Genomic DNA, 20051 nt, shown 5'->3' with positions numbered 1-20051 from the left:
GGCACTATAGTAATGATATGTGTTGTTTGGTATGGTGCATATCTTATAGGTAACGAAAACAGTAATCTGCAAGGCGCATCATTCCTTGCATATATTGGTATTTTCTACCAGATCATTAATCCTGCTAAGGCATTTACAACAGCATTTTTTAATATACAAAAAGGATTAGCTGCGTATGAACGTATCGATAAAATTCTTCAAGCAGATATAAGCATTAAGGAACATAATGGTTCACATGAAATAAAATCATTCAAAGATCAAATCGAATACCGTAACATTAGCTTTGCCTACGAAGATATTAATGTTATAAAGGACGTCAATCTTACAATTCCTCAAGGCAAGACTATTGCCTTAGTTGGACAATCAGGTAGCGGAAAAACAACATTTGTTGATTTATTACCACGCTTTTATGATGTTCAGGGTGGTGGTATTTATATCGACGGCCATAACATTAAGGATTTAAAACTATTCGACTTGCGTGAGCTAATGGGTAATGTCAATCAGGAAGCCATTCTTTTTAACGACACTATTTATAACAATATCACTTTTGGTGTTGATAATGCAACAGAAGAAGATGTAATTAATGCAGCAAAAGTAGCCAATGCTCACGATTTCATCACTGCAAGTGAAGAGGGTTATCAGACGGTTATTGGTGATCGGGGAAGTAAGCTTTCCGGAGGACAAAGACAGCGATTAAGCATTGCCCGGGCAATCCTAAAAAATCCACCAATCCTGATACTGGACGAAGCCACCTCTGCACTTGATACAGAATCGGAACGTTTGGTTCAGGATGCATTGGAAAACCTAATGAAAAACCGTACATCACTTGTTATCGCCCATCGATTATCTACTGTTCGCAATGCTGATATGATCTGTGTATTCAATGAAGGTCAAATTGTTGAAACAGGAACGCATAATGAGCTTATTGCTAAAGATGGTATATATAAGAAATTGCATTCGATGCAAATGAGCTAAAAAAGTATGCTGATAGCTATCAATGAGTGGTTATCAGCATATTATTTCAACCTTTCACATTTTTTAACTACAATTTTGTAACATTTCGGTAAGAAGCTACATAAATACATATTAAAAACTTGTTGGATATGGTGTTGAAAGATGTAGTGGGGTTATTAGCAGGTGTACTTATTTCTTCAGTTGTTACAGCACAAAATGCTGTTGATCAAAAGTTCAAACGTTACAATAAAGTTGGCAATCTTAAGGTAGATACGACATTTAATCGCAGCTATTTGAATGATTTTATGGTACCTTATCAGGAGTTTACCGACCTTCATGATTGCAAAATAAAAATCCGTAATAAAAAGATCAAAACCACCATGGCAGCCCGCCCAAACTTTTTTTCTCTCTTATTGGGAAAGAAAAGCAGGCGATACGTCATTCTGGTTAATAAAAAAGAAACATTCAAAGGCGTTCACCTTAAAGATGTCCCTTCTGAAGCAAGAATAGGGTTATTTGCCCATGAATTGATGCATATTCGTGATTACGAAAGCCGAAAACTTACCGGAGTGATGGAACGAGGCATACAATACCTCACGCATAAAGGCAAAAAAAAGGTTGAACACTATACTGATAGTTTAACCATTGCTGCTGGATTTGGTCAGCATTTATACCATTGGGCTTCATTTGTGCTGCATGATTCTGAAGCTTCAGACGAATACAAATATTACAAATCAAAGATTTATATGTCGCCCGTTGGTATCCTTAATCAGATTGAGGAATCGTACTTCGTCGATCAATAAATAAACCTTAGTCATCTATTAGATATAAATGTAAAATAGCCGGTGAAGAATCAATCCACCGGCTATTTTATGTCTTTTTATTTTAGGTATAGATTCTGAAATATCAATTATGCGTCATATACCACCATAAACTTGCGTTTGTCAGGGTCTATGGACACATCTATCTTCGCCGTTGCCAGAAGGTCTTTACAACCCTTCGATAGATTTACAAATGATATCTCCTTATTCAACTCCTGGTACTTTTCATTCAGTTTTCTGATAGCCTCTATCCCACTCTGATCTACCACACGACTACTTTCAAAGTCCACAATTATTCGATCATCATCGTTTTTGGCATCAAAAATCTCGGCGAATGATGCCGTAGAGCCAAAGAATAAAGGGCCATGAATATCGTAATGCTTGATGCCATTATCATCTGTTCGAAGTCGCGCATGTATACCAATGGCATGATCCCAGGCAAAGGATAAGGCTGATAAAACCACACCAATAGCCACAGCAAGTGCAAGGTTATGGAATACAACGGTTACCACCGCAACGATAATCATAATCAGAAAGTCAGCCATAGGCGTCTTTTTAACATTTTTAATGCTAGACCACTCAAAAGTTCCATATGCAACCATAAACATCACTCCTATCAAGGCAGCCACAGGAATCTGCTCGATTACAGGCGATAAGAACATGATGAACATTAATAGAGTAACAGCTGCAACAAGCCCCGACAGTCGTCCACGAGCTCCTGAATTAATATTAATCATACTCTGACCAATCATTGCGCATCCACCCATGCTACCGAAAACACCAGAAACGCAATTGGCAATACCCTGCGCAATACTTTCACGATTACCACTACCGCGTGTATCTGTCCTTTCATCAATAATGGTTAGTGTTAAAAGACTTTCAATTAATCCCACACCCGTAACACTTAAAGCTGGTAAAAAGATAATTTTAAGGGTATCCATACTAAATAAATTAGCAGGGTAATCGGTGAAGATAGAAGGCAATCCTCCTTGCATTGATTTACCTTTCAGCAAATTAATTACAGTTGGTGTTTCAACGCCTGGTATAAACGATACAGCTGCAATAACTAATATGGCCACTAATGCTGATGGAATGGCTTTGGTAAACCTTGGCAAAAATACCATGATAACAATCGTTAAGGCCACCAATGCCATTAACGTGTATTGTTTCATCCCGGAGTAATAAGCAAACTCGCCAGAAGCATCACTACCAAACATTGGGAATTGTGCCATAAAGATCACGATTGCAAGCCCATTAACAAAACCTAACATTACTGAGTGAGGTACCAAACGGATAAATTTACCTAAACGCAATGCACCTACAGCCAATTGCATCATACCGCCTAATATAATGGTAGGATATAAATAAGCTTCACCATATTCTTGCACTGTTGCAGCTACAACTACTGCAATTGCACCGGTAGCTCCCGATATCATACCCGGACGACCTCCTAACAAAGAAGTGAAAAATCCCATAATGCAGGCCGCATAAAGTCCAATTAATGGATCAACACCTGCAATAAAGGAAAATGCAATGGCCTCAGGAACAAGGGCAATGGCAACTGTTATCCCCGATAGGATTTCATTTTTAAAACTTGAACCTTGAGTTAGTTCTTTGATTAAAAACATGTATAGTTAATTTAAAGATTACACAACACAATACCGCATTCTAACAGAATGCCTGACATCTGATATTATAAGTGGGGAATATTGCCCTTAGGCAATCATAAAAGGATATTGAATTAGCGGCCGCGAAGATAGTAATTATGCCTTTAAGATAAAAACGCGTGAAAATGCTCGAACTATTATGATTATTAGATTTTCAATATTTGAGCGTTTAATTAAAGTCTCATTGTGAGAATTGAAAGTGCTCAGTAGAAAAAATAAAAACGAACAGGAGGATTTTCAATTTTCGTCAGGAGGATTTTTAAAAATGGTCAGCAGGAAAAATAAAAATCCTGCTGACCATTTTCAAGCCTGATCAATCAGCTTGATATACTGATACTTATACACAATCAGAAATCAACAATCCAGCTCGCCATAAGTTGCGATTGTTTTACTCAATCCCAAGAAGATTTTTAAAACGTTTATTTATTCGTAATGAAATTATATTTACTTTCTAATAAAATTGCAACGGAATACCGGCGTGTCTATAACTACAAGCAAATCAAAACGGGTGATAAAATGTAACACGCGATTCTGCCTCGGCATTTACTATTATCATATGCAAAATGCTTTTTTAATCATTTTGATACTCTCTCCGCTACCGCGCGTGTCCTCACGCGTAGTATAAAAGCGTATAAACGAGATCTTTACACCAAGTACTACAAATAAAAAAACCTTGCTCCACCACTCATGAAGCAAGGTTTATCAGTTATGCGATAATTTTATTTTAGTATTTCCATTCTTTAGCGGCTTCGTACATGGCTAGCACATTTTCAACCGGTGTTTCAACTTTTAGTTTGTGTGATGGACCGAGAATAAATCCACCTCCTGGTGCCATGGTATCCAGAAGTTGCTTCACTCCATCTTTAACTTTTTCAGGTGTTCCCTGACGAAGCAATAACTCTTCATCTAAAGCACCACAGAAGGTTATGTAGTTCCCAAAATCTTCCTTTAATCCATCCGGCGACATACCATTAGCACGTGTTTGGATTGGATCAAGTACATCAGCACCCAAGCTGATAAAATCGGGTAGTAGTTTGCGAACACCTCCACATGAATGCATGTAAAACTTAACACCTTTTTTTCGTGGTTTTTCAACAAAAGCTTCAATGGCAGGTCTACAATGTTGTTCCCATATATCACTGCTTATTGACAGTCCGGATTGTGATCCAAAATCATCAGCAATCCTGATAAAATCAATTCCGTCATTAGCCTTATCAAAAAACTTATCGATAAAACTCAGGTAAAAGCCGTTCACCTTTTCGCTTAAGGCAGCAAAAAACTTTGGATGATACATGATGACCTCTAAAAAAGCATCACGTCCAAGCAGTCTTTGAATAATTCGGAACAAACCCGGTGAAGAATATCCGGGGGCTGTCATCACAGCGTAATCTTTGTATTTTTTTATTTTCTTTGGTAACGACTCAAAATCGAACAGTTCGGTTGTAGGCCACTCATAATCATCCAGCGCCAACGGGTCTGTTTGTCCTTCCAAAGGAAAGTTGGTGGCCTCCCAATACTCAAAGTCACCATTTTTTACTTTTGAATAACCAACACCCCATATATCGGTCTTCGACAGACCATCATCTCCAACAAGATTTTTTCCTACATAATCTGGTTCAACCCAACGAAAGTCAACATCCAGATACTCCAATAGCTGATCACGATTCTGAAACCCCAGGTGTTCCATCAACTTAACACCAAACTCAGGGACGTCCCAATAGAAAAATGGCACTCTATCCACTTGCTCGTGGTTTAGTGCCTTCAGGACTCTTTCCTTGTGAATCATAAGCGTTGCTTTTGATTAAAAAATATGATTTTCCTCATCGCAAAACTTGTCGAATTTAGAAAAGATATGACAAAAATCAAATATTCAGGGATGAAAGCACTTTTTCAGGTGACGAAAACACATGGATATATTTGTCAGTTTCCCAATGTTTACAGGTATTACATCTCTCAAACGATAGAAATGTTAAAAATTGATAAACAACAATAAACAAAAAGTAACTTAATTTCGAACCTTAAGAATTTCATACAACAAAACTCCTGCTGCAACGGACACATTCAGCGACTCAATCTCACCCATAATCGGAATTTTGCTTTTAATCTCAGCTGCTGCCAAGATTTTAGGGTTAACACCTCTATCCTCAGCACCCATCACTAAAGCAATTGGTCCCCGGTAATTAGCCTTGTCGTAATCTACAGCTCCTTTTTCTGTTGCTGCTACTACTTTTAAACCACTCCCTTGCAAAAATTCAACCGTGGAAATTAAGCTTCGCACTCTACAAACCGGAATAGTATGTAATGCTCCGGCTGATGTTTTTAATGCATCAGATGTCACTGCAGCAGCGCCAGTATCAGGTATAACGATAGCATCAACGCCGGCACATTCAGCCGTTCGGGCTATGGCACCAAAATTACGCACATCAGTAATATGATCTAAGACTAAAATAAATGGCTCCTTTCCTTCATCATATAACATCGGAATCATTTGCTCTATATCCTGATAACTCACAGGCGAAATCATGGCAATCACCCCCTGATGGTTTTGACGTGTCAGGCGATTCAGCTTTTCCATTGGCACAAACTGAAAGGGAATATTATGCTCTCTGACAACATCTAAGAAACTTTGAAAAAGTGTACCCTGCAATCCTTTCTTGATGATCACTTTTTCTATCTCTTTTCCGGCCACAATCGCCTCCTGAACGGCGCGAATACCGAATACCATCTGTTGTTCTTTCTCTTGCTTCGCCATATTTTAGTCTAATTCAGATTTTTGTTTTAATAAGTTCTCCAACTCTTCCTGAGCCACTTCCCAATCATTCATACGTTCTTCCAAAGCAGTTTCGCTTGCTTTATAATGCTTAAACAATTCTGCATCAGAGGCATTCTCAGGTAAGTTGATTTTTTCGCTTAACTCTTCCAACTCTTGCTCCAGTTGAGCAATATCACTCTCACATGTTTCGACGGAACGTTCAGCTTTCTTAACTTTCTTGCTCAACTCCTTGCGCTCCTCGTAAGATAACTTTGCAACGGAACTTTCTTTTTTTCCGCCTTCATTTTTCTTTGAAGCTATAGAGGCATTTAGTTCATTGAGACTTTCCATCTTTTTTTTCTGCAGAAACTCGTAGATGCCTCCCAAATGCTCTTTTATCTTTTTATGTCTAAACTCATATACTTTATCAACCAAGCCGTCTAAAAATTCCCGGTCGTGTGATACCAGGATAACCGTTCCCTCGAAGTCTTTCAAAGCCTGCTTTAGTATTTCTTTAGAGCGCATATCCAAGTGGTTAGTAGGCTCATCAAGAATCAGCAAATTAACAGGTTCCAGAAGTAATCGAACCATAGCCAGCCTTGTTCGCTCTCCACCAGATAAAACAGATACTTTTTTATCTACCTCTTCACCCGAAAACATAAAGGCTCCCAAGAGATCGCGAATCTTGGTTCGAATCTCACCCACGGCTACCAAATCAATGGTTTCAAGTACAGTATGACTCTCGTCCAAACGCTCTGCCTGATCCTGCGCAAAATAGCCAATCTTAACATTGTGCCCTATGTCGAGTTTTCCGGTATGGGCCAACTCACTCATGATGATGCGTGCCATGGTGGTTTTACCTTCTCCGTTACGCCCGACAAAAGCCACTTTTTCACCTCGTTCGATGGTCAGATCCACCTCATCCAATACTAAGAGATCACCATATGATTTGGTGACTTCATCTCCCTTAACTACGACGGTACCCGACCTTGGCGCAGGAGGAAACTTAATATTCAACGCCGAGTTATCAAATTCATCTACTTCTATTCGATCCAGCTTTTCCAATTGTTTGATCCTAGATTGAACCTGCACTGCTTTAGTAGCTTTATATCTGAATCGCTCAATAAACTTCTCCGTGTCTTCAATCTTCTTTTGCTGATTATTGAAGGCATTAAGCTGCTGTTCGCGCCTTTCTTTACGCAACTCAATAAACTTTGAATAGCTGGCTTTATAATCGTATATCCTGCCTAATGATATCTCAACGCTTCGGTTTGTAATATTATCCAGAAATGCCTTATCGTGGGAAATCAAAACAACTGCTCCGCTATAAGTCTTCAAAAAATCCTCAAGCCATTGAATTGAATCAATATCCAGGTGGTTGGTGGGCTCATCCAAAAGGAAAATATCTGGCTGCCCAAGTAATATCTTAGCCAGTTCAATACGCATTCGCCATCCTCCACTAAACTCTCCTGTATTTCGTGTAAAATCGCTTCGCTCAAAACCCAATCCTTTTAAAGTTGTTTCGATTAATCCTTCATGATTGGCCCCTCCTAGCAAATTAAACCGCTCTGTGAGTTCATTCAATTTATCCAATAAGGATAAATAAGATTCGGATTCGTAATCGGTTCTTTCTGCAATTTCAGTATTAATATCACCAATCTGTTTTTCCAGGCCCTTCAATTCAGCAAATGCCAACTCAACTTCCTCTACAACGGTTCGCGTATCGTTATACTTCATGTGCTGAGGCAAATAACCAATCTTCAATCCCTTAGGCATTGTGACTGATCCTTCAGTTGGTTCCTGATGACCTGCAATGATTTTAAGAAGAGTCGATTTACCGGCACCGTTCTTTCCTATTAGTCCAATCCTATCCTTGTTATTGATCAGGAAGGAAACCTCCTCAAAAAGCTTAAAACCACCAAAATCGACTGTTAATTGATTAATCGAAACCATTCTTAAAAAAATTTGTGCAAAGATAGCATAAAAAAGCCGATAGCAATTAGCTATCAGCTCCTGGTAAAATCTAATATTTTGAGAGAAAATTAATCAACGTGCTTAATCTCCAATTCATAATCAGGTTTGAAATTCAACACATACAATCCTTGATTATGAAAGCCTCCCCAACTGGATAATCGTCGAAAATTCAGCTGCGACTGAATGGCGTATGGATGGTGATGTTGAATACAGTATGGAAAATTCTTTCCATAATCACGAAGCGCCGTTATAAAGTAATAAGTAATATCGTGCCCCCATAAGCTGTAACGGCTTAGATTGGCTTGCACAGAAGCGGTCTGGAAAAAAGGCGACATGGCAATTGGCTCTGTTCCAAACCAATGACGATATGCATCAATTCGTTGCATATTTGTCGAGTCGGTATAATTGACTGCATAATAGCTAAACATATGGCCGTTCAGCTTATGAATATCTTCCGGATTTATGGTGTTATACTTCATCCAGTGTGGTAATCCCCACAAGGTCACATCAGCTTTGGTTTTATCAGCGGCACCTTTCACAGTAGTGATAATACGATTAACTTGAGCCTCTTCTTTAGACGGTATAATCACTGCATTTCCTTTTTCTGTAGCAAACATACGCTCCAGGCTTACCAAATCATCCTGTTTGAAGGTATATTCCACAAAATCAGGCACCTCACCATTTTTAAAGCTTTCCCAATAAACTTTATCTCGAATCACCCGGCTAAAACTTTGTTCAAATAAATTGTCCTTGTTTTCGGTACGAATCATTACCAATCGTTTCCCCATCGAACCTTCAATCATTCTTTTAGCTATTACATCGAACATTAATGTATCGCTTGGGTTAGCCTGAAACAATAATGGATTATTATTCATCTGACTGTTAACAGATGATAATGGATATACCATTGGAATGTTATAATGTTTCGAATAATCTGAAACCAACTTAAGATTAGATGAGTAAGCCGGACCAATTATCAGATCTACGTGACGTAACTCGGGCTTCTGCAACACTTCTTTTAGCTTAGTACTATCCGGTGCCGTATCATAAACAAATAAATCTACATTAACGCCTTCCTTTTTTAATGATTCCAAAGCCAGAAGGCTGCCTTGATAAAACTCAACAAATACCTTTGAACGCATTGACAACTTGCGCTTCTCATTTTCAACCAAAACAGTATCGCCATCTACTTCCTCATAGGTGTAATTTACTTTCCTGGTGGCTTCTACATTAAAAGGCATTAACAAGGCTACTTTAATGGAAGGTTGTAAAATGCTGTAATCATATTGGTCACATTCATGTAGGGTAAAGGGAGTAATGCTTAGCGTATCCACATCTGTTTCGTAATTTTCCTTAACAAGTGCCGATTCATAATATTGTTCTACCCAGGCTTTGTTTGGAACTTTAATTACCATTCCCTTTCTCCACCTCTCCAAGTCAATTCCATTTTCAGCATTGACTTTCTCAATCATATCCGCCGGCACATCATACTTTTTAGCAACCGAATACAGAGTTTCACGCCTTTTTATCTTATGATTGACTAAGACTGCATTGGCAAATGGATTTTGCTGTTTCGTTTTTATACTGGCTTTAGGGATACGGACTAAATAACCCAAAGGCAGATCGTCAGCCCTGATGGACTGATTTGCAGCTATTACCTCCGAGGTTTTTGCATTATATTTCTCAGCAATGCTAAACAACGTTTCTCCCGTATTGATACGATGGTATATAAAATCTGCATCTTCGCTGCCTGCGATCTCTTCTTTGACTTCTTCTATTTCTTTCTCCTTAATTCCAATAGGAATACGAATTAAAGTCCCTGTTGCCAAAACTCCTGATTCCAGACCTTCGTTATGTCTTATAATATCATTGATATGCAGATTATATTTTCGTGCAATTCCGTATAATGTCTCTTTAGACTTTACCTTATGAACGGTATAACCATCGTTATTCACCTGAAAGTCTGAACTTGGAACATTTTGTTTCGGTATCTTAATAATTGTACCTAATAGTAATTGATCCTCACTTCCGGGATTGTTTTCATAGATATCCTTTAAATCAACACGATAGCGTCTGGCTATATAGTAAGCCGTTTGCCCTTTCTCAACAGTGTGATAAATAAAAGCTTCTGAATTTAGTTGCTCTTCGGTACTATTGCGCCCCTTAATAACCGGCACCTTTATTATCTGCCCTACCTTTAGACCAAATGCAACTGAAGGATTTACCTCAATCAATTCCTTTTGTGACACACCATATGAAACGCTTATCCGGTAAATACCTTCACCTTTTTTTACTTTGTGCAGGTAATACTCGTTACCGTCAATAATGATCTTTTCCGTTCCTTCCGGTATGTTATCTTGAGCTTTGCCCGTCAGTAATGTAACAGGTAAAAATATAAGGGTAAGTGTTATTACAACAACTGCAATGTTCTTCATATGGCATTAAATCTGAATAAACCGCTATTGGTAAAAATGCTGCAATAGCGTTAAAGGTTCAAAAGTAAAAAAAAGCGATGAAACCCAATCACATTCTTATTGCAATTAATACTTCTTCACAGTTGGCTTTTTAGTCTGTTAATAGGTATCAAGGTGCAAGACATAAAACACTTCTACCAATCGCTAAGCGCATTAAAAGCCTTTGGCGGGTGTGAATGTATCCTGAAAGGACAAAATGTGAATAACCGCGTGTAAAACTCGCGGTAAGGATCTGCTATCCGATCTCAGCCCTGAATTGCCACTTGTACCGAATTAATGGGGTTGAAGATCATATTCACATTTTGACAAGCCTCCATCCAAGCATTGCATTAGCAGATTTTGTCAGGGACATTAAAACAGCATCATCTATTTGGTTAAAGAACTCTGATCTTTTCCCGCATTTTATTGGCTGGGCCAATGGATACGCAGCCTTGACTTATTCATATCGGGACAAAGACAAACTAATAAATTATATTAAAAACCAACAGCGTCATCACAAGAACGAAACTTTTGAAGAGGAGTATCGAAGAGTTTTAGATGAGCATAACATTAAAATTGAAGAGCGATATTTCTTAAAATAATTGGCGTTGTTCAACCCCATTCAGGGCTGATAACCGGGCATTTCAACTACCATCGGCGTAACCGATGGTTATTCATATTTTAGTCCTTTCAGGACAAGAGGCTTCATGAAACCTATTCAACACTCAGTTGTCCATTACTATTCAACACAATCTTTCCAATAAGCTTTTCCTGAGTTTGTGGATTAACCAACCCTTTAATAACAGGCGTTTTTTGTTTTAGTACTAAAGCTTCAACTTGTTTTTCGGTCAGTTTTTTACCCATGAATTCAAATGGGATACGCAAGCGACAACCATTTTTAAAATTATTGCAACCAAAAGCAGTCTTGCCTTTAACTACAACACCAACATTACAAACAGGACATGTCCAGGTTTCCGGTTCAGCAATTTCAAGTATCATTTTAAAGCTCGAATCCAGCTTAACTATACCATCAGTCTTAGTTCCTTCGTTCTCAAACCCCTTTATTTTTCCAGTCTGTCCTTTATGAATCAACTGCTCAATTTGCTTATCACTTAGTTTCTTACCTTGGAATTCAAAAGGAATGATTGTTTTGCACCCCTCTTTAAAACGAGAGCATCCCCAGGCACTATTTCCTTTGAGCATTTGCCCTTGTTTGCATTGTGGGCAGATTAACTCTTTTACCTTGGCTTCCTTTTTTTCTTTAGTTGCTTTCTTCTTTGGTTTTTCTTCCTCCGAAACAACTTCAATCTTCTTTTCGCTACGATCGTGCTTTACATGAAATACAATATCAGAAACCATTTGCTTCAGCTCGTTCATAAACTCACCAGCATCGTATTGCCCCTTTTCTATTTCACGTAATTTCTTTTCCCAGATACCCGTTAATTCAGCCGATTTCAGCAATTCATTCTTGATCGTATCAATCAATTGAATCCCAGTCACTGTAGGATGAAGGTTTTTACGAACCTTCGTGATGTATTTTCTTCTTAATATCGTTTCAATAATCGCTGCTCGTGTTGATGGACGACCAATCCCATTTTCTTTCATGGCATCTCGCAACTCTTCATCATCAACTTGTTTACCGGCCGTTTCCATCGCCCTTAAAAGAGTCGCTTCGGTATAAGGCTTGGGAGGTTGTGTTTCTTTTTCAATCAATAAAGGCTCATGTGGTCCTTTCTCACCCACAGTAAATTCAGGCATGATATCATCCTGCTTCTTTTCTGTTTCTTTGCCATCCATAAAAACAATGCGCCACCCCGGCTCCAAAAGCTGCTTGCCTGTTGCTTTAAACTCAACCCCGTTCACATCACCCATTACCTGTGTATTGGAAATTGTGGCATCGGGATAAAAAGCAGCGATAAAACGACGAGCTACCAACTCATAAACCAGCTTTTCATCACGATTCATGTTATTGGCATAAACACCTGTTGGAATAATGGCATGGTGATCCGTTACCTTTTTATCGTCAAAAACCTTCTTTGATTTTTTAAGCTTGGACTTTAATAAAGGATCGATCAATTGTGCGTGATCCTTCATTCCTTTTAGAATGTTTGGCACCTTAGGATATATATCATCACTCAAAAAAGTGGTATCCACACGCGGATAGGTTGTCAGTTTCTTCTCATAAAGTGATTGAATAGTCTTCAATGTTTCCTCAGCCGAAAATCCAAACTTCTTATTGCACTCCACCTGTAAGGATGTCAAGTCAAAGAGACGAGGTGGTGCTTCTTTCCCCTTCTTCTTTGAGAAGTCCTTTACTTCAAATTCATTTGTCTTAATGGTTTCGAGATAGGCATCCCCCTCTTCCTTCTTTGTAAAACGCCCCTTAGTTGCCGAAAAAACTACGTTACGGTACTTGGTTTTAAGCTCCCAAAATGGTTCTGGCTTAAAATTGTCGATAGCTTTTTGTCGCTCAACAATCAATGCCAAGGTAGGCGTTTGCACCCGTCCTATAGACAATACCTGTCCTTGCTGACCATATTTGAGGGTATACAATCTTGTAGCATTAATTCCCAACAACCAATCTCCTATTGCTCTCGAACTACCTGCAGCATATAAGTTGGCAAATTCATCGGCTGAACGTAACTTTTCAAAACCTTCACGAATGGCTTCTTCAGTCAATGATGAAATCCATAATCGCTTAACCGGGCATTTAGTACCGGCCTTATGTAATACCCATCGCTGAATCAACTCCCCTTCCTGGCCAGCATCGCCACAATTAACAACCTCATCAGCACCTTGCACCAATTTTTGTATGATATTAAACTGTTTTGCGATACCAGAATCACTAATAATCTTGATACCAAAGCGAGAGGGAATCATAGGCAACCATCCGAGACTCCAACGTTTCCATTCGGCCAAATACTCATGAGGTTCTTTCAGGGTACAAAGATGACCAAAAGTCCATGTAACCTGATAGTTATTACCTTCATAATAACCATCGCGCCTTGTTTTAGCCCCAACAATTTGGGCTATTTCATTAGCTACACTCGGTTTCTCGGCAATACAAACTATCATCAGGACTATAAATTTGAATTATGAGCGAATATACTATTTCCTAAAAAAATGTTTTTTTCGTTTTAGGAAAGAGTTATCAACAGACACAAAAAATATCTGATTATAAAAAGAATACATATTAATTCATCATTAAAAAAGAAGAAATCTATTCGTTTAAATCAGATTTTTATCAGTTTTTGCACCAAATACTAAAAAAAATTTGAGCTTATGTCAAAAATGTTCATACATTTGTCTCTGAACAATTATTTTTTAGACATGAGGCTGATAATTCCTAATATCAGTCTTCAATTAATTTTTTTATAATGAATAAAGGTACAGTAAAGTTCTTTAATGATTCAAAAGGTTATGGATTCATCAAAGACGACGAAACTAGCAAAGAGTACTTTGTACACGTAACAGGTCTTATCGACGAAATCAAAGAAAATGATGAAGTCACTTACGAGCTTCAGGAAGGCCGTAAGGGTTTAAACGCGGTAAATGTAAAACTAGCATAGATTAGATTTATATTTTAAGAGATTATTAAAAGCTGTTTCTTTTGAGACAGCTTTTTTTCGTTTATAACCCTTTCACAACGCTGCAATAGTGACCTTTCTCATCATCTGCCTTCCTTAATTTATTTATCTTGCCGTTTTGAAAAAATCACAAAACATATTATAATGACACAAGAAATAAAGCACGCAGAAGAATTGATTGATTTCATTCATCAAAGTCCAACTGCCTTTCATGTGGTTGCTAACACAGCCAAAGAGTTAGAAGCCAAAGGCTATCAATATTTGGATATTACCCTGCCCTGGAACATCGAAAAAGGAGGCAAATATTATACGACAAAAAGTAACTCGGCTCTGTTTGCTTTCCAGATCGGAACAAAAGAACCAGAAGACAATGGTTTTAAATTAATCAGTGCACATAGTGATTCACCAGGCTTTAAGATTAAACCACAACCCGAAATGTTGGCCGATGGCAAATACCTGAAACTTAATACAGAGGTTTATGGTGGACCGATTCTGATGTCGTGGCTTGACCGACCTCTATCGCTCGCCGGTAGAGTTTTACTAAAAGGCGATACTCCATTATCACCGAAATTTCAATTGGTTGACTTTAGAAAACCACTATTAATTATTCCAAGCGTTGCCATTCACCTAAACCGAAGTGTGAATGATGGTATGGAGTTAAACAAACAAGTGGATATGCTTCCGCTAATGGGCATTGTTAACTATACTTTTGAAAAAGACAACTACCTTTTAAATCTGATTGCTGAAGAATTGAAAGTGGATAGTTCTGAAATTCTTGACTTTGACCTGTTTGTTTATGAATATGAAAAAGGTTGCTTAGTAGGCCCAGAACAAGAATTTATCTCGTCTCCAAAGTTAGATGATTTAGCGATGGTACATGCAGGATTAAAAGCACTAATTGCCAATCAAAACACAGATACAACCAACATCCTTTGTGTTTTCGACAACGAAGAAGTGGGCAGTGTAACTAAGCAGGGTGCCGGCTCACCTGTATTGCGAAATATAATTGAGCGCATTATGGAAAAACTTGGTAAGTCGCAAGAAGATTACCAACGTACCATATATAAATCCTTTATGATTTCGGCTGATATGGCACATTCAGTGCACCCTAATCATCCTGAAAAGCATGATCCAGTGCTACACCCGGTAATGAATGCCGGACCAGTTATTAAGATACATGCTAATCAGAAGTACACCACTGATGGAGAAAGCGGAGCTATTTTTGAAAGTATTTGCAAGCTGGCCGATGTGCCTGTACAGAAATTTGTAAACCGCTCTGATATGGTAGGTGGCTCCACATTAGGTAATGTTTCTACAGGGAAAATTGATATCCGTACTGTTGATATCGGTAACCCTATGCTGGGCATGCACTCGGTACGTGAACTGGGTGGTACATCAGATCATACATATGTGACTAAAGCCTTTGAAACATTCTACAACATGTAGTTTCATGCCTCTTGATTAAAACATATTTCGGCAGTACTTACACAAGTGCTGCCGTTTTTATTAAAAATATTACTTTTACCAATCAAATGCCGGAGAGATGCATTAATTACATCATCGAATATTTCAATTTAAACCGTAAACTAGAGCACATGTTAAAAAATCTAATCATTCTATCTATTATAATTATTGCCCTGCAAGGGTGCAAAACGTCAACAATTTACTCCGACTATGATCCTAATGCTAAATTTGATAGTTATTCAAATTATATGGTATTGGAGCATATGAAATCGTTCCCGGTAAAAGAACAAGGTAAGAAATGGTTGCACAGTGCCATTAGCGGGCAAATGAATAATAGAGGTTATTCTGAGAGTAAAAGCCCTGACTTATTAGTTAAAATCATGATAAAAGCCAACACGAAAGAAACCACTTCTTTTGAGCATCATGACAACTTCTATTGGGGCGATAATTATTACTCATATGGTTGGGGTATCAATACGGGAATCAACCGTGTAAACTACCATACACATACCGAAGGAACAATCATTATTGATGTTATTGACCGAGAGAAAAAGGAGTTAATTTGGCAAGGTTCAGCTTCAGGCGCCATTAAAAATAAGAAAGCATTGACTGAACAATCTGTTAATCGAATTATCAAAAAGATATTTGCCACTTATCCTTTGGCTCCAGAAAAATAAAAACTCGAAAAGATAAAGATAACGGGTGATTCAACATTAAATGTGAGTCACCCGTTTATTTTGATAATTACTACATTTGCATCAAGCAAAAGCACAACTATGAATAAATCAGAACTTTCAGATACCGATAAGGCATTTTACCAGGATGGACTTCGACTCGCAGAAGCTGCTACATACGAAAAAGTTGAAGATAAGAAGTTGTGGCAAGCCACCCGGCAGGAACAAGATGCGATGGAGGGTCTGATTGGGGCTCTATCGGAAGAAGCTAAACGACACAATGTGACAATTGATTGTCGCAAAGGATGTAGTTGGTGTTGTCATCAACCCATATTTGGAGTGGCACATGAGTTTCATTATCTCTGGCAATTCATAAAACTCAATATGAGCGAAGACGAACGCAAGTCTGTTTTACAAACAGCATTTGATAACTATCAAAAACGTGGTCGATTATCGCAGGAAGAACTGGAGAAAAGCAAATTACCTTGTCCATTACTTAAAAATGGATCGTGCAGCGCATACCCTGCCCGCCCAATGGCATGCCGCATCTATTTATCTATGTCGGAAGACAGCTGCAGGAAATTCCATGATGAACCGGAGAATGAAAACAATTATCCTGCTCTCCTCGAATTTCCACTAAGAGCCGGACAGATGATGAACGAAGGATTTAGTGAAGGCTTAAAACCGGCCAATCTTAACAACAATGAATATTTAGTGGAAGAAGGTCTTTTAATAGCTCATAACAATGGTGAAGAAATCGAAGACAATGATCTGACCAGTCATCCACTTTTTAAACCATTAACCTAATATTTTCCTTACCCGAACCCTCAAAATATGCTCAACGAACGAAAGGCTACCATCAAGAGAGCCATCATCATCTCCACTCTGCTAATTTTAAATGTATTAGGAATTTACCTATACTACTATGTACTTATTTTTAATAGTATAGAAAAAGGTAAAGTATATGGAGAAAGCATTTTTAATGGTGGTCGTTATGAAATCTATACCTTGAAATATTTTTACAAGTATAAAGAAAATACCTACTTCGATAAAGTTGATTATGTGATGGTTCGAGATTTGCAGCTTGGCGATTCGATGGATATTAGGGTACTGAAGCCTTATCCTAAAAATCACATGGTTGATAAAGTTTATCGTGATCATTCTAAAACTTACCATTACCATTGTGATGATGGTTTTAAGATCATCTACAATGAGCACATCCAAAATCTTGACGATTATAAATCGAAAGAATCTAAAAGCATCATAACACCTGATGGCAATAGCATATTTATAAACGAAGATTGTACCTTAGAGCATATAAAAAATATATCTCAGACCATTGATAGAATTAAATTCAACAGAGGCAGTATCATCGACTATTATATGGCTAATGTAGGTAAAGATACAATCAGTCTTCGTGCGATATATTTTTACCTCAATGATTTCTCAACTGATGCTATGCCTTCAAAAGTAATGTATGGTGAATTAAAAAAACTATACCCCAATAAACACTTGCATTTATCTGTACTGGAAGCGGATAATCCCAAGAAGGAACGAGTATTGGATGCAGACTGGTAATGCATTCTAATTTCAATCAGCTATTGACTTTGACATAATTTTATCCGTATTTGAATGTTTAGTTTCCATTCAAACCGATATTGCTATGTCTGAAAACAGTACCCAAACACTGACATTAAATCGCCAAAATACATCAAGCCGCATCCTCACTAAACGCATTAATAAAGAGACAATCACCGATGCTCTGCGCAGGGAACTGATTGAAGGTCTTCAGGCTTCAAGAAAATACATTTCAAGTAAATTTTTCTATGACGAATATGGATCAAGGCTTTTTGAATGGATTACACAACTCCCAGAATATTATCCAACTCGCACTGAAAAGGATATCATCAAAAAATATGCTGACGAGCTGTTTGGTCAATTGAGCCATATTAACCTGATTGAACTGGGAAGTGGCGATTGTTCGAAAATTTCATTGGTATTAAACGCTATTAATCCTGATAAGTTAAACAATATCATCTACTACCCTATTGATTTCAGTCAGGCATCCATCGAACAAAACCGTTCAGTTTTAAATCAAACCTTTCCTGAACTAAAAGTAAAGGGAATCACCGGTGACTTTACTCAATTAAACAGTCTGCCCAATGAGCAACCACGCATTATCTGTTTCTTTGGCAGCACCATTGGTAATTTCGAACCGGTTGAAGCGGAAAATCTACTCATACGAATACAAAAAATAATGAATCCAGGCGATCAGCTAATCCTGGGTTTGGATTTAGTCAAAGATATATCTGTTGTTGAAGCCGCATATAACGATAGTCAGCGCGTTACAGAGGCATTTAATAAAAATATACTTCGTGCTTGTAATAAACTGATACATACCGACTTTTTCATACCAGATTTTGACCATCTTGCTTATTTTAACAAAGAACTTAACCGGATCGAAATGCACCTGGTGGCCAAAAGTGATATGAAAATTTCATCTCCTTTGATCAAACAGGATTTAAGATTTATAAAAGGTGAAACCATTCATACCGAAAATTCTCAAAAGTATACTGAGAAAATGATAATGGAACTAGCCAAAAAATCGGAGCTTACTTTAAATAAAATGCTCTTTGACGAAAATAAATGGTTTACGATTATTCAGTTGGTTAAGTAATTCTAAAGCTTTTAACAGCTCACCATCAATAATCGATTCATACTTTAAAGTAAACAAAGGGATCGACGCACGTCTGATAGCTCGCTTGCAATCGAAACCACAAACTTGAAGACAAAGAGAAACAACGCTGTGTTTTGGATATCCCTAGCACAAACTGTGAAAGCCGGATGCCACATATTAGATACCCCTCTCGCAAACCACGGGAAGCAATGCCACACATCAAATACCTCTCGCGCAGATTGCAGGAGTAGAACGCCACACATAGGATATCCCTCTATCAGATTGCAGGAAGAGATGCCACGCATCGGATACCTCTCTCACAGATTGCAAGAGTAGAATGCGATACATAGGATACTCCTCTCGCTAACTGCAGAAAGCAATGCCACGTATCAGATGCCCCTCTCGCAGATTGCAAGAGTAGAACGCCATACATTTGATACCCCTCTCACAGGCTGCAGGAAGAGATGCCACGCATCGGATACCAGTCTCATAAACAGCAAGAAAAGAACGCAACGCATTAAAGAAATCAAATAATGAAATTAAAACTCTTTTATGCCATCCTTCCTCCCACTAATATTCCTATTTTTGCATTCGCTAAGGTGCCTAATGCTTAAAATGGGAATCCGGTGCTGTTTTAACAAATTCCGGAGCTATCCCCGTAGCTGTAAGCCTCAATTAATGGTTTTGAAAATGCCACTAATTACAAATGTAGTTGGGAAGGTACAAAACTGAGGTAAGCCAGAAGACCTGCCTTAGTAATAACCCGAGTTCGACGTAAAATTTTGAACTCAGAACGCTTACAAATAGTAATATTCCAGGGTATATTGACGAAAGAATAGTGGCTATTTTGAGTCAATTACACGAAGAAGATTGCTGTTTGTAAGTGGAATAAACAAGCTTTGAATAAAAAACAGATTTACTGCGGCAAATTTTATCGCAATAGTGTACTATTCCTCTAAAATTATTTCTTGTAAATCAGTCTTTTATTTCAATCTGAGTTTTAAAATTTCAATCGAATTCGGGTTAAT

15 protein-coding genes and 1 riboswitch are annotated in these 20051 nt (G+C 38.1%); of the genes, 9 read left to right on the top strand and 6 right to left on the bottom strand.

Annotation, left to right across the window (positions count from 1 at the left end; genetic code table 11):
* Both AC4MRQ_RS17925 and AC4MRQ_RS17920 read left to right on the top strand, forming a co-directional pair.
* Positions 1–975 (top strand): ABC transporter ATP-binding protein (locus AC4MRQ_RS17925; protein ID WP_491199080.1); only part of this gene is annotated, 975 nt, incomplete at its 5' end.
* 128 nt (positions 976–1103) lie between these two features.
* Entirely contained in the window at positions 1104–1757 is a 654-nt protein-coding gene (locus AC4MRQ_RS17920; RefSeq protein WP_491199079.1) for a hypothetical protein, read from the top strand.
* Between the two features lie 107 nt (positions 1758–1864).
* Here AC4MRQ_RS17920 and AC4MRQ_RS17915 read toward each other — a convergent pair whose 3' ends face one another.
* The 5 genes from AC4MRQ_RS17915 to AC4MRQ_RS17895 form a co-directional block, all read right to left on the bottom strand.
* Entirely contained in the window at positions 1865–3403 is a 1539-nt protein-coding gene (locus AC4MRQ_RS17915) for a SulP family inorganic anion transporter (protein ID WP_491199078.1), read from the bottom strand.
* Positions 3404–4166: 763 nt separating this feature from the next.
* Positions 4167–5228: a uroporphyrinogen decarboxylase family protein gene (locus tag AC4MRQ_RS17910; protein WP_491199077.1), complete on the bottom strand. Its 1062-nt coding sequence runs from the start codon at positions 5226–5228 to the stop codon at positions 4167–4169.
* Positions 5229–5447: 219 nt separating this feature from the next.
* On the bottom strand, positions 5448–6194 hold the full coding sequence (gene rlmB / locus AC4MRQ_RS17905) for a 23S rRNA (guanosine(2251)-2'-O)-methyltransferase RlmB (protein WP_491199076.1): 747 nt from the start codon (positions 6192–6194) through the stop codon (positions 5448–5450).
* Between the two features lie 3 nt (positions 6195–6197).
* Positions 6198–8147 (bottom strand): ABC-F family ATP-binding cassette domain-containing protein, encoded by a 1950-nt coding sequence (locus AC4MRQ_RS17900; protein WP_491199075.1) that lies wholly within the window; start codon positions 8145–8147, stop codon positions 6198–6200.
* Between the two features lie 89 nt (positions 8148–8236).
* The gene (locus AC4MRQ_RS17895; RefSeq protein WP_491199074.1) at positions 8237–10603 is read right to left on the bottom strand and encodes a LysM peptidoglycan-binding domain-containing protein; all 2367 of its coding nucleotides are present in this window, start codon (positions 10601–10603) and stop codon (positions 8237–8239) included.
* A gap of 269 nt (positions 10604–10872) precedes the next feature.
* Between AC4MRQ_RS17895 and AC4MRQ_RS17890 the strand changes: the two genes are divergently transcribed.
* Positions 10873–11223, top strand: coding sequence for a transposase (locus AC4MRQ_RS17890; RefSeq protein ID WP_491199081.1), 351 nt, complete (start codon positions 10873–10875; stop codon positions 11221–11223).
* A 112-nt stretch (positions 11224–11335) separates the two neighbouring features.
* Here AC4MRQ_RS17890 and AC4MRQ_RS17885 read toward each other — a convergent pair whose 3' ends face one another.
* Positions 11336–13696 carry a type IA DNA topoisomerase gene (locus AC4MRQ_RS17885; protein WP_491199073.1) on the bottom strand — a complete coding sequence of 787 codons (2361 nt, stop codon included), beginning with the start codon at positions 13694–13696 and terminating at the stop codon, positions 11336–11338.
* 302 nt (positions 13697–13998) lie between these two features.
* On the opposite strand from AC4MRQ_RS17885, the gene AC4MRQ_RS17880 reads away from it, so the two are divergent.
* The 6 genes from AC4MRQ_RS17880 to egtD all read left to right on the top strand — a co-directional run bounded on the left by AC4MRQ_RS17880 (position 13999) and on the right by egtD (position 19023).
* Complete coding sequence (locus AC4MRQ_RS17880) at positions 13999–14190, top strand: cold-shock protein (RefSeq protein WP_491199072.1); 192 nt, start codon at positions 13999–14001, stop codon at positions 14188–14190.
* A 162-nt stretch (positions 14191–14352) separates the two neighbouring features.
* Positions 14353–15654, top strand: a complete 1302-nt coding sequence (locus AC4MRQ_RS17875; protein ID WP_491199071.1) for a M18 family aminopeptidase — start codon at positions 14353–14355, stop codon at positions 15652–15654.
* A gap of 149 nt (positions 15655–15803) precedes the next feature.
* A complete protein-coding gene (locus tag AC4MRQ_RS17870) occupies positions 15804–16349 on the top strand; it encodes a DUF4136 domain-containing protein (protein ID WP_491199070.1) in 546 nt (181 codons plus the stop codon).
* 99 nt (positions 16350–16448) lie between these two features.
* Positions 16449–17153, top strand: a complete 705-nt coding sequence (locus tag AC4MRQ_RS17865) for a YkgJ family cysteine cluster protein (RefSeq protein WP_491199069.1) — start codon at positions 16449–16451, stop codon at positions 17151–17153.
* Positions 17154–17180: 27 nt separating this feature from the next.
* Entirely contained in the window at positions 17181–17924 is a 744-nt protein-coding gene (locus AC4MRQ_RS17860; RefSeq protein ID WP_491199068.1) for a hypothetical protein, read from the top strand.
* 85 nt (positions 17925–18009) lie between these two features.
* Positions 18010–19023, top strand: coding sequence for an L-histidine N(alpha)-methyltransferase (egtD, locus tag AC4MRQ_RS17855; protein WP_491199067.1), 1014 nt, complete (start codon positions 18010–18012; stop codon positions 19021–19023).
* Positions 19024–19603: 580 nt separating this feature from the next.
* Positions 19604–19792: riboswitch (cobalamin riboswitch) on the top strand.
* Positions 19793–20051 lie beyond the last annotated feature (259 nt).

It is taken from the genome of Carboxylicivirga sp. (genome assembly GCF_982718395.1).
Note: the sequence above shows the minus strand (reverse complement) of the source record. Positions and strands in the feature narration are given on the sequence as shown.

What these genes read in the sequence shown, in the direction of transcription:
- AC4MRQ_RS17920 (WP_491199079.1), top strand. Translation starts at nt 1,104, where the DNA reads ATGGTGTTGAAAGATGTAGTGGGGTTATTAGCAGGTGTACTTATTTCT.
- AC4MRQ_RS17875 (WP_491199071.1), top strand. Translation starts at nt 14,353, where the DNA reads ATGACACAAGAAATAAAGCACGCAGAAGAATTGATTGATTTCATTCAT.
- egtD (WP_491199067.1), top strand. Translation starts at nt 18,010, where the DNA reads ATGTCTGAAAACAGTACCCAAACACTGACATTAAATCGCCAAAATACA.
- AC4MRQ_RS17910 (WP_491199077.1), bottom strand. Translation starts at nt 5,228, where the DNA reads ATGATTCACAAGGAAAGAGTCCTGAAGGCACTAAACCACGAGCAAGTG.
- AC4MRQ_RS17870 (WP_491199070.1), top strand. Translation starts at nt 15,804, where the DNA reads ATGTTAAAAAATCTAATCATTCTATCTATTATAATTATTGCCCTGCAA.
- AC4MRQ_RS17865 (WP_491199069.1), top strand. Translation starts at nt 16,449, where the DNA reads ATGAATAAATCAGAACTTTCAGATACCGATAAGGCATTTTACCAGGAT.
- AC4MRQ_RS17880 (WP_491199072.1), top strand. Translation starts at nt 13,999, where the DNA reads ATGAATAAAGGTACAGTAAAGTTCTTTAATGATTCAAAAGGTTATGGA.
- AC4MRQ_RS17915 (WP_491199078.1), bottom strand. Translation starts at nt 3,403, where the DNA reads ATGTTTTTAATCAAAGAACTAACTCAAGGTTCAAGTTTTAAAAATGAA.
- AC4MRQ_RS17895 (WP_491199074.1), bottom strand. Translation starts at nt 10,603, where the DNA reads ATGAAGAACATTGCAGTTGTTGTAATAACACTTACCCTTATATTTTTA.
- rlmB (WP_491199076.1), bottom strand. Translation starts at nt 6,194, where the DNA reads ATGGCGAAGCAAGAGAAAGAACAACAGATGGTATTCGGTATTCGCGCC.
- AC4MRQ_RS17900 (WP_491199075.1), bottom strand. Translation starts at nt 8,147, where the DNA reads ATGGTTTCGATTAATCAATTAACAGTCGATTTTGGTGGTTTTAAGCTT.
- AC4MRQ_RS17860 (WP_491199068.1), top strand. Translation starts at nt 17,181, where the DNA reads ATGCTCAACGAACGAAAGGCTACCATCAAGAGAGCCATCATCATCTCC.
- AC4MRQ_RS17885 (WP_491199073.1), bottom strand. Translation starts at nt 13,696, where the DNA reads ATGATAGTTTGTATTGCCGAGAAACCGAGTGTAGCTAATGAAATAGCC.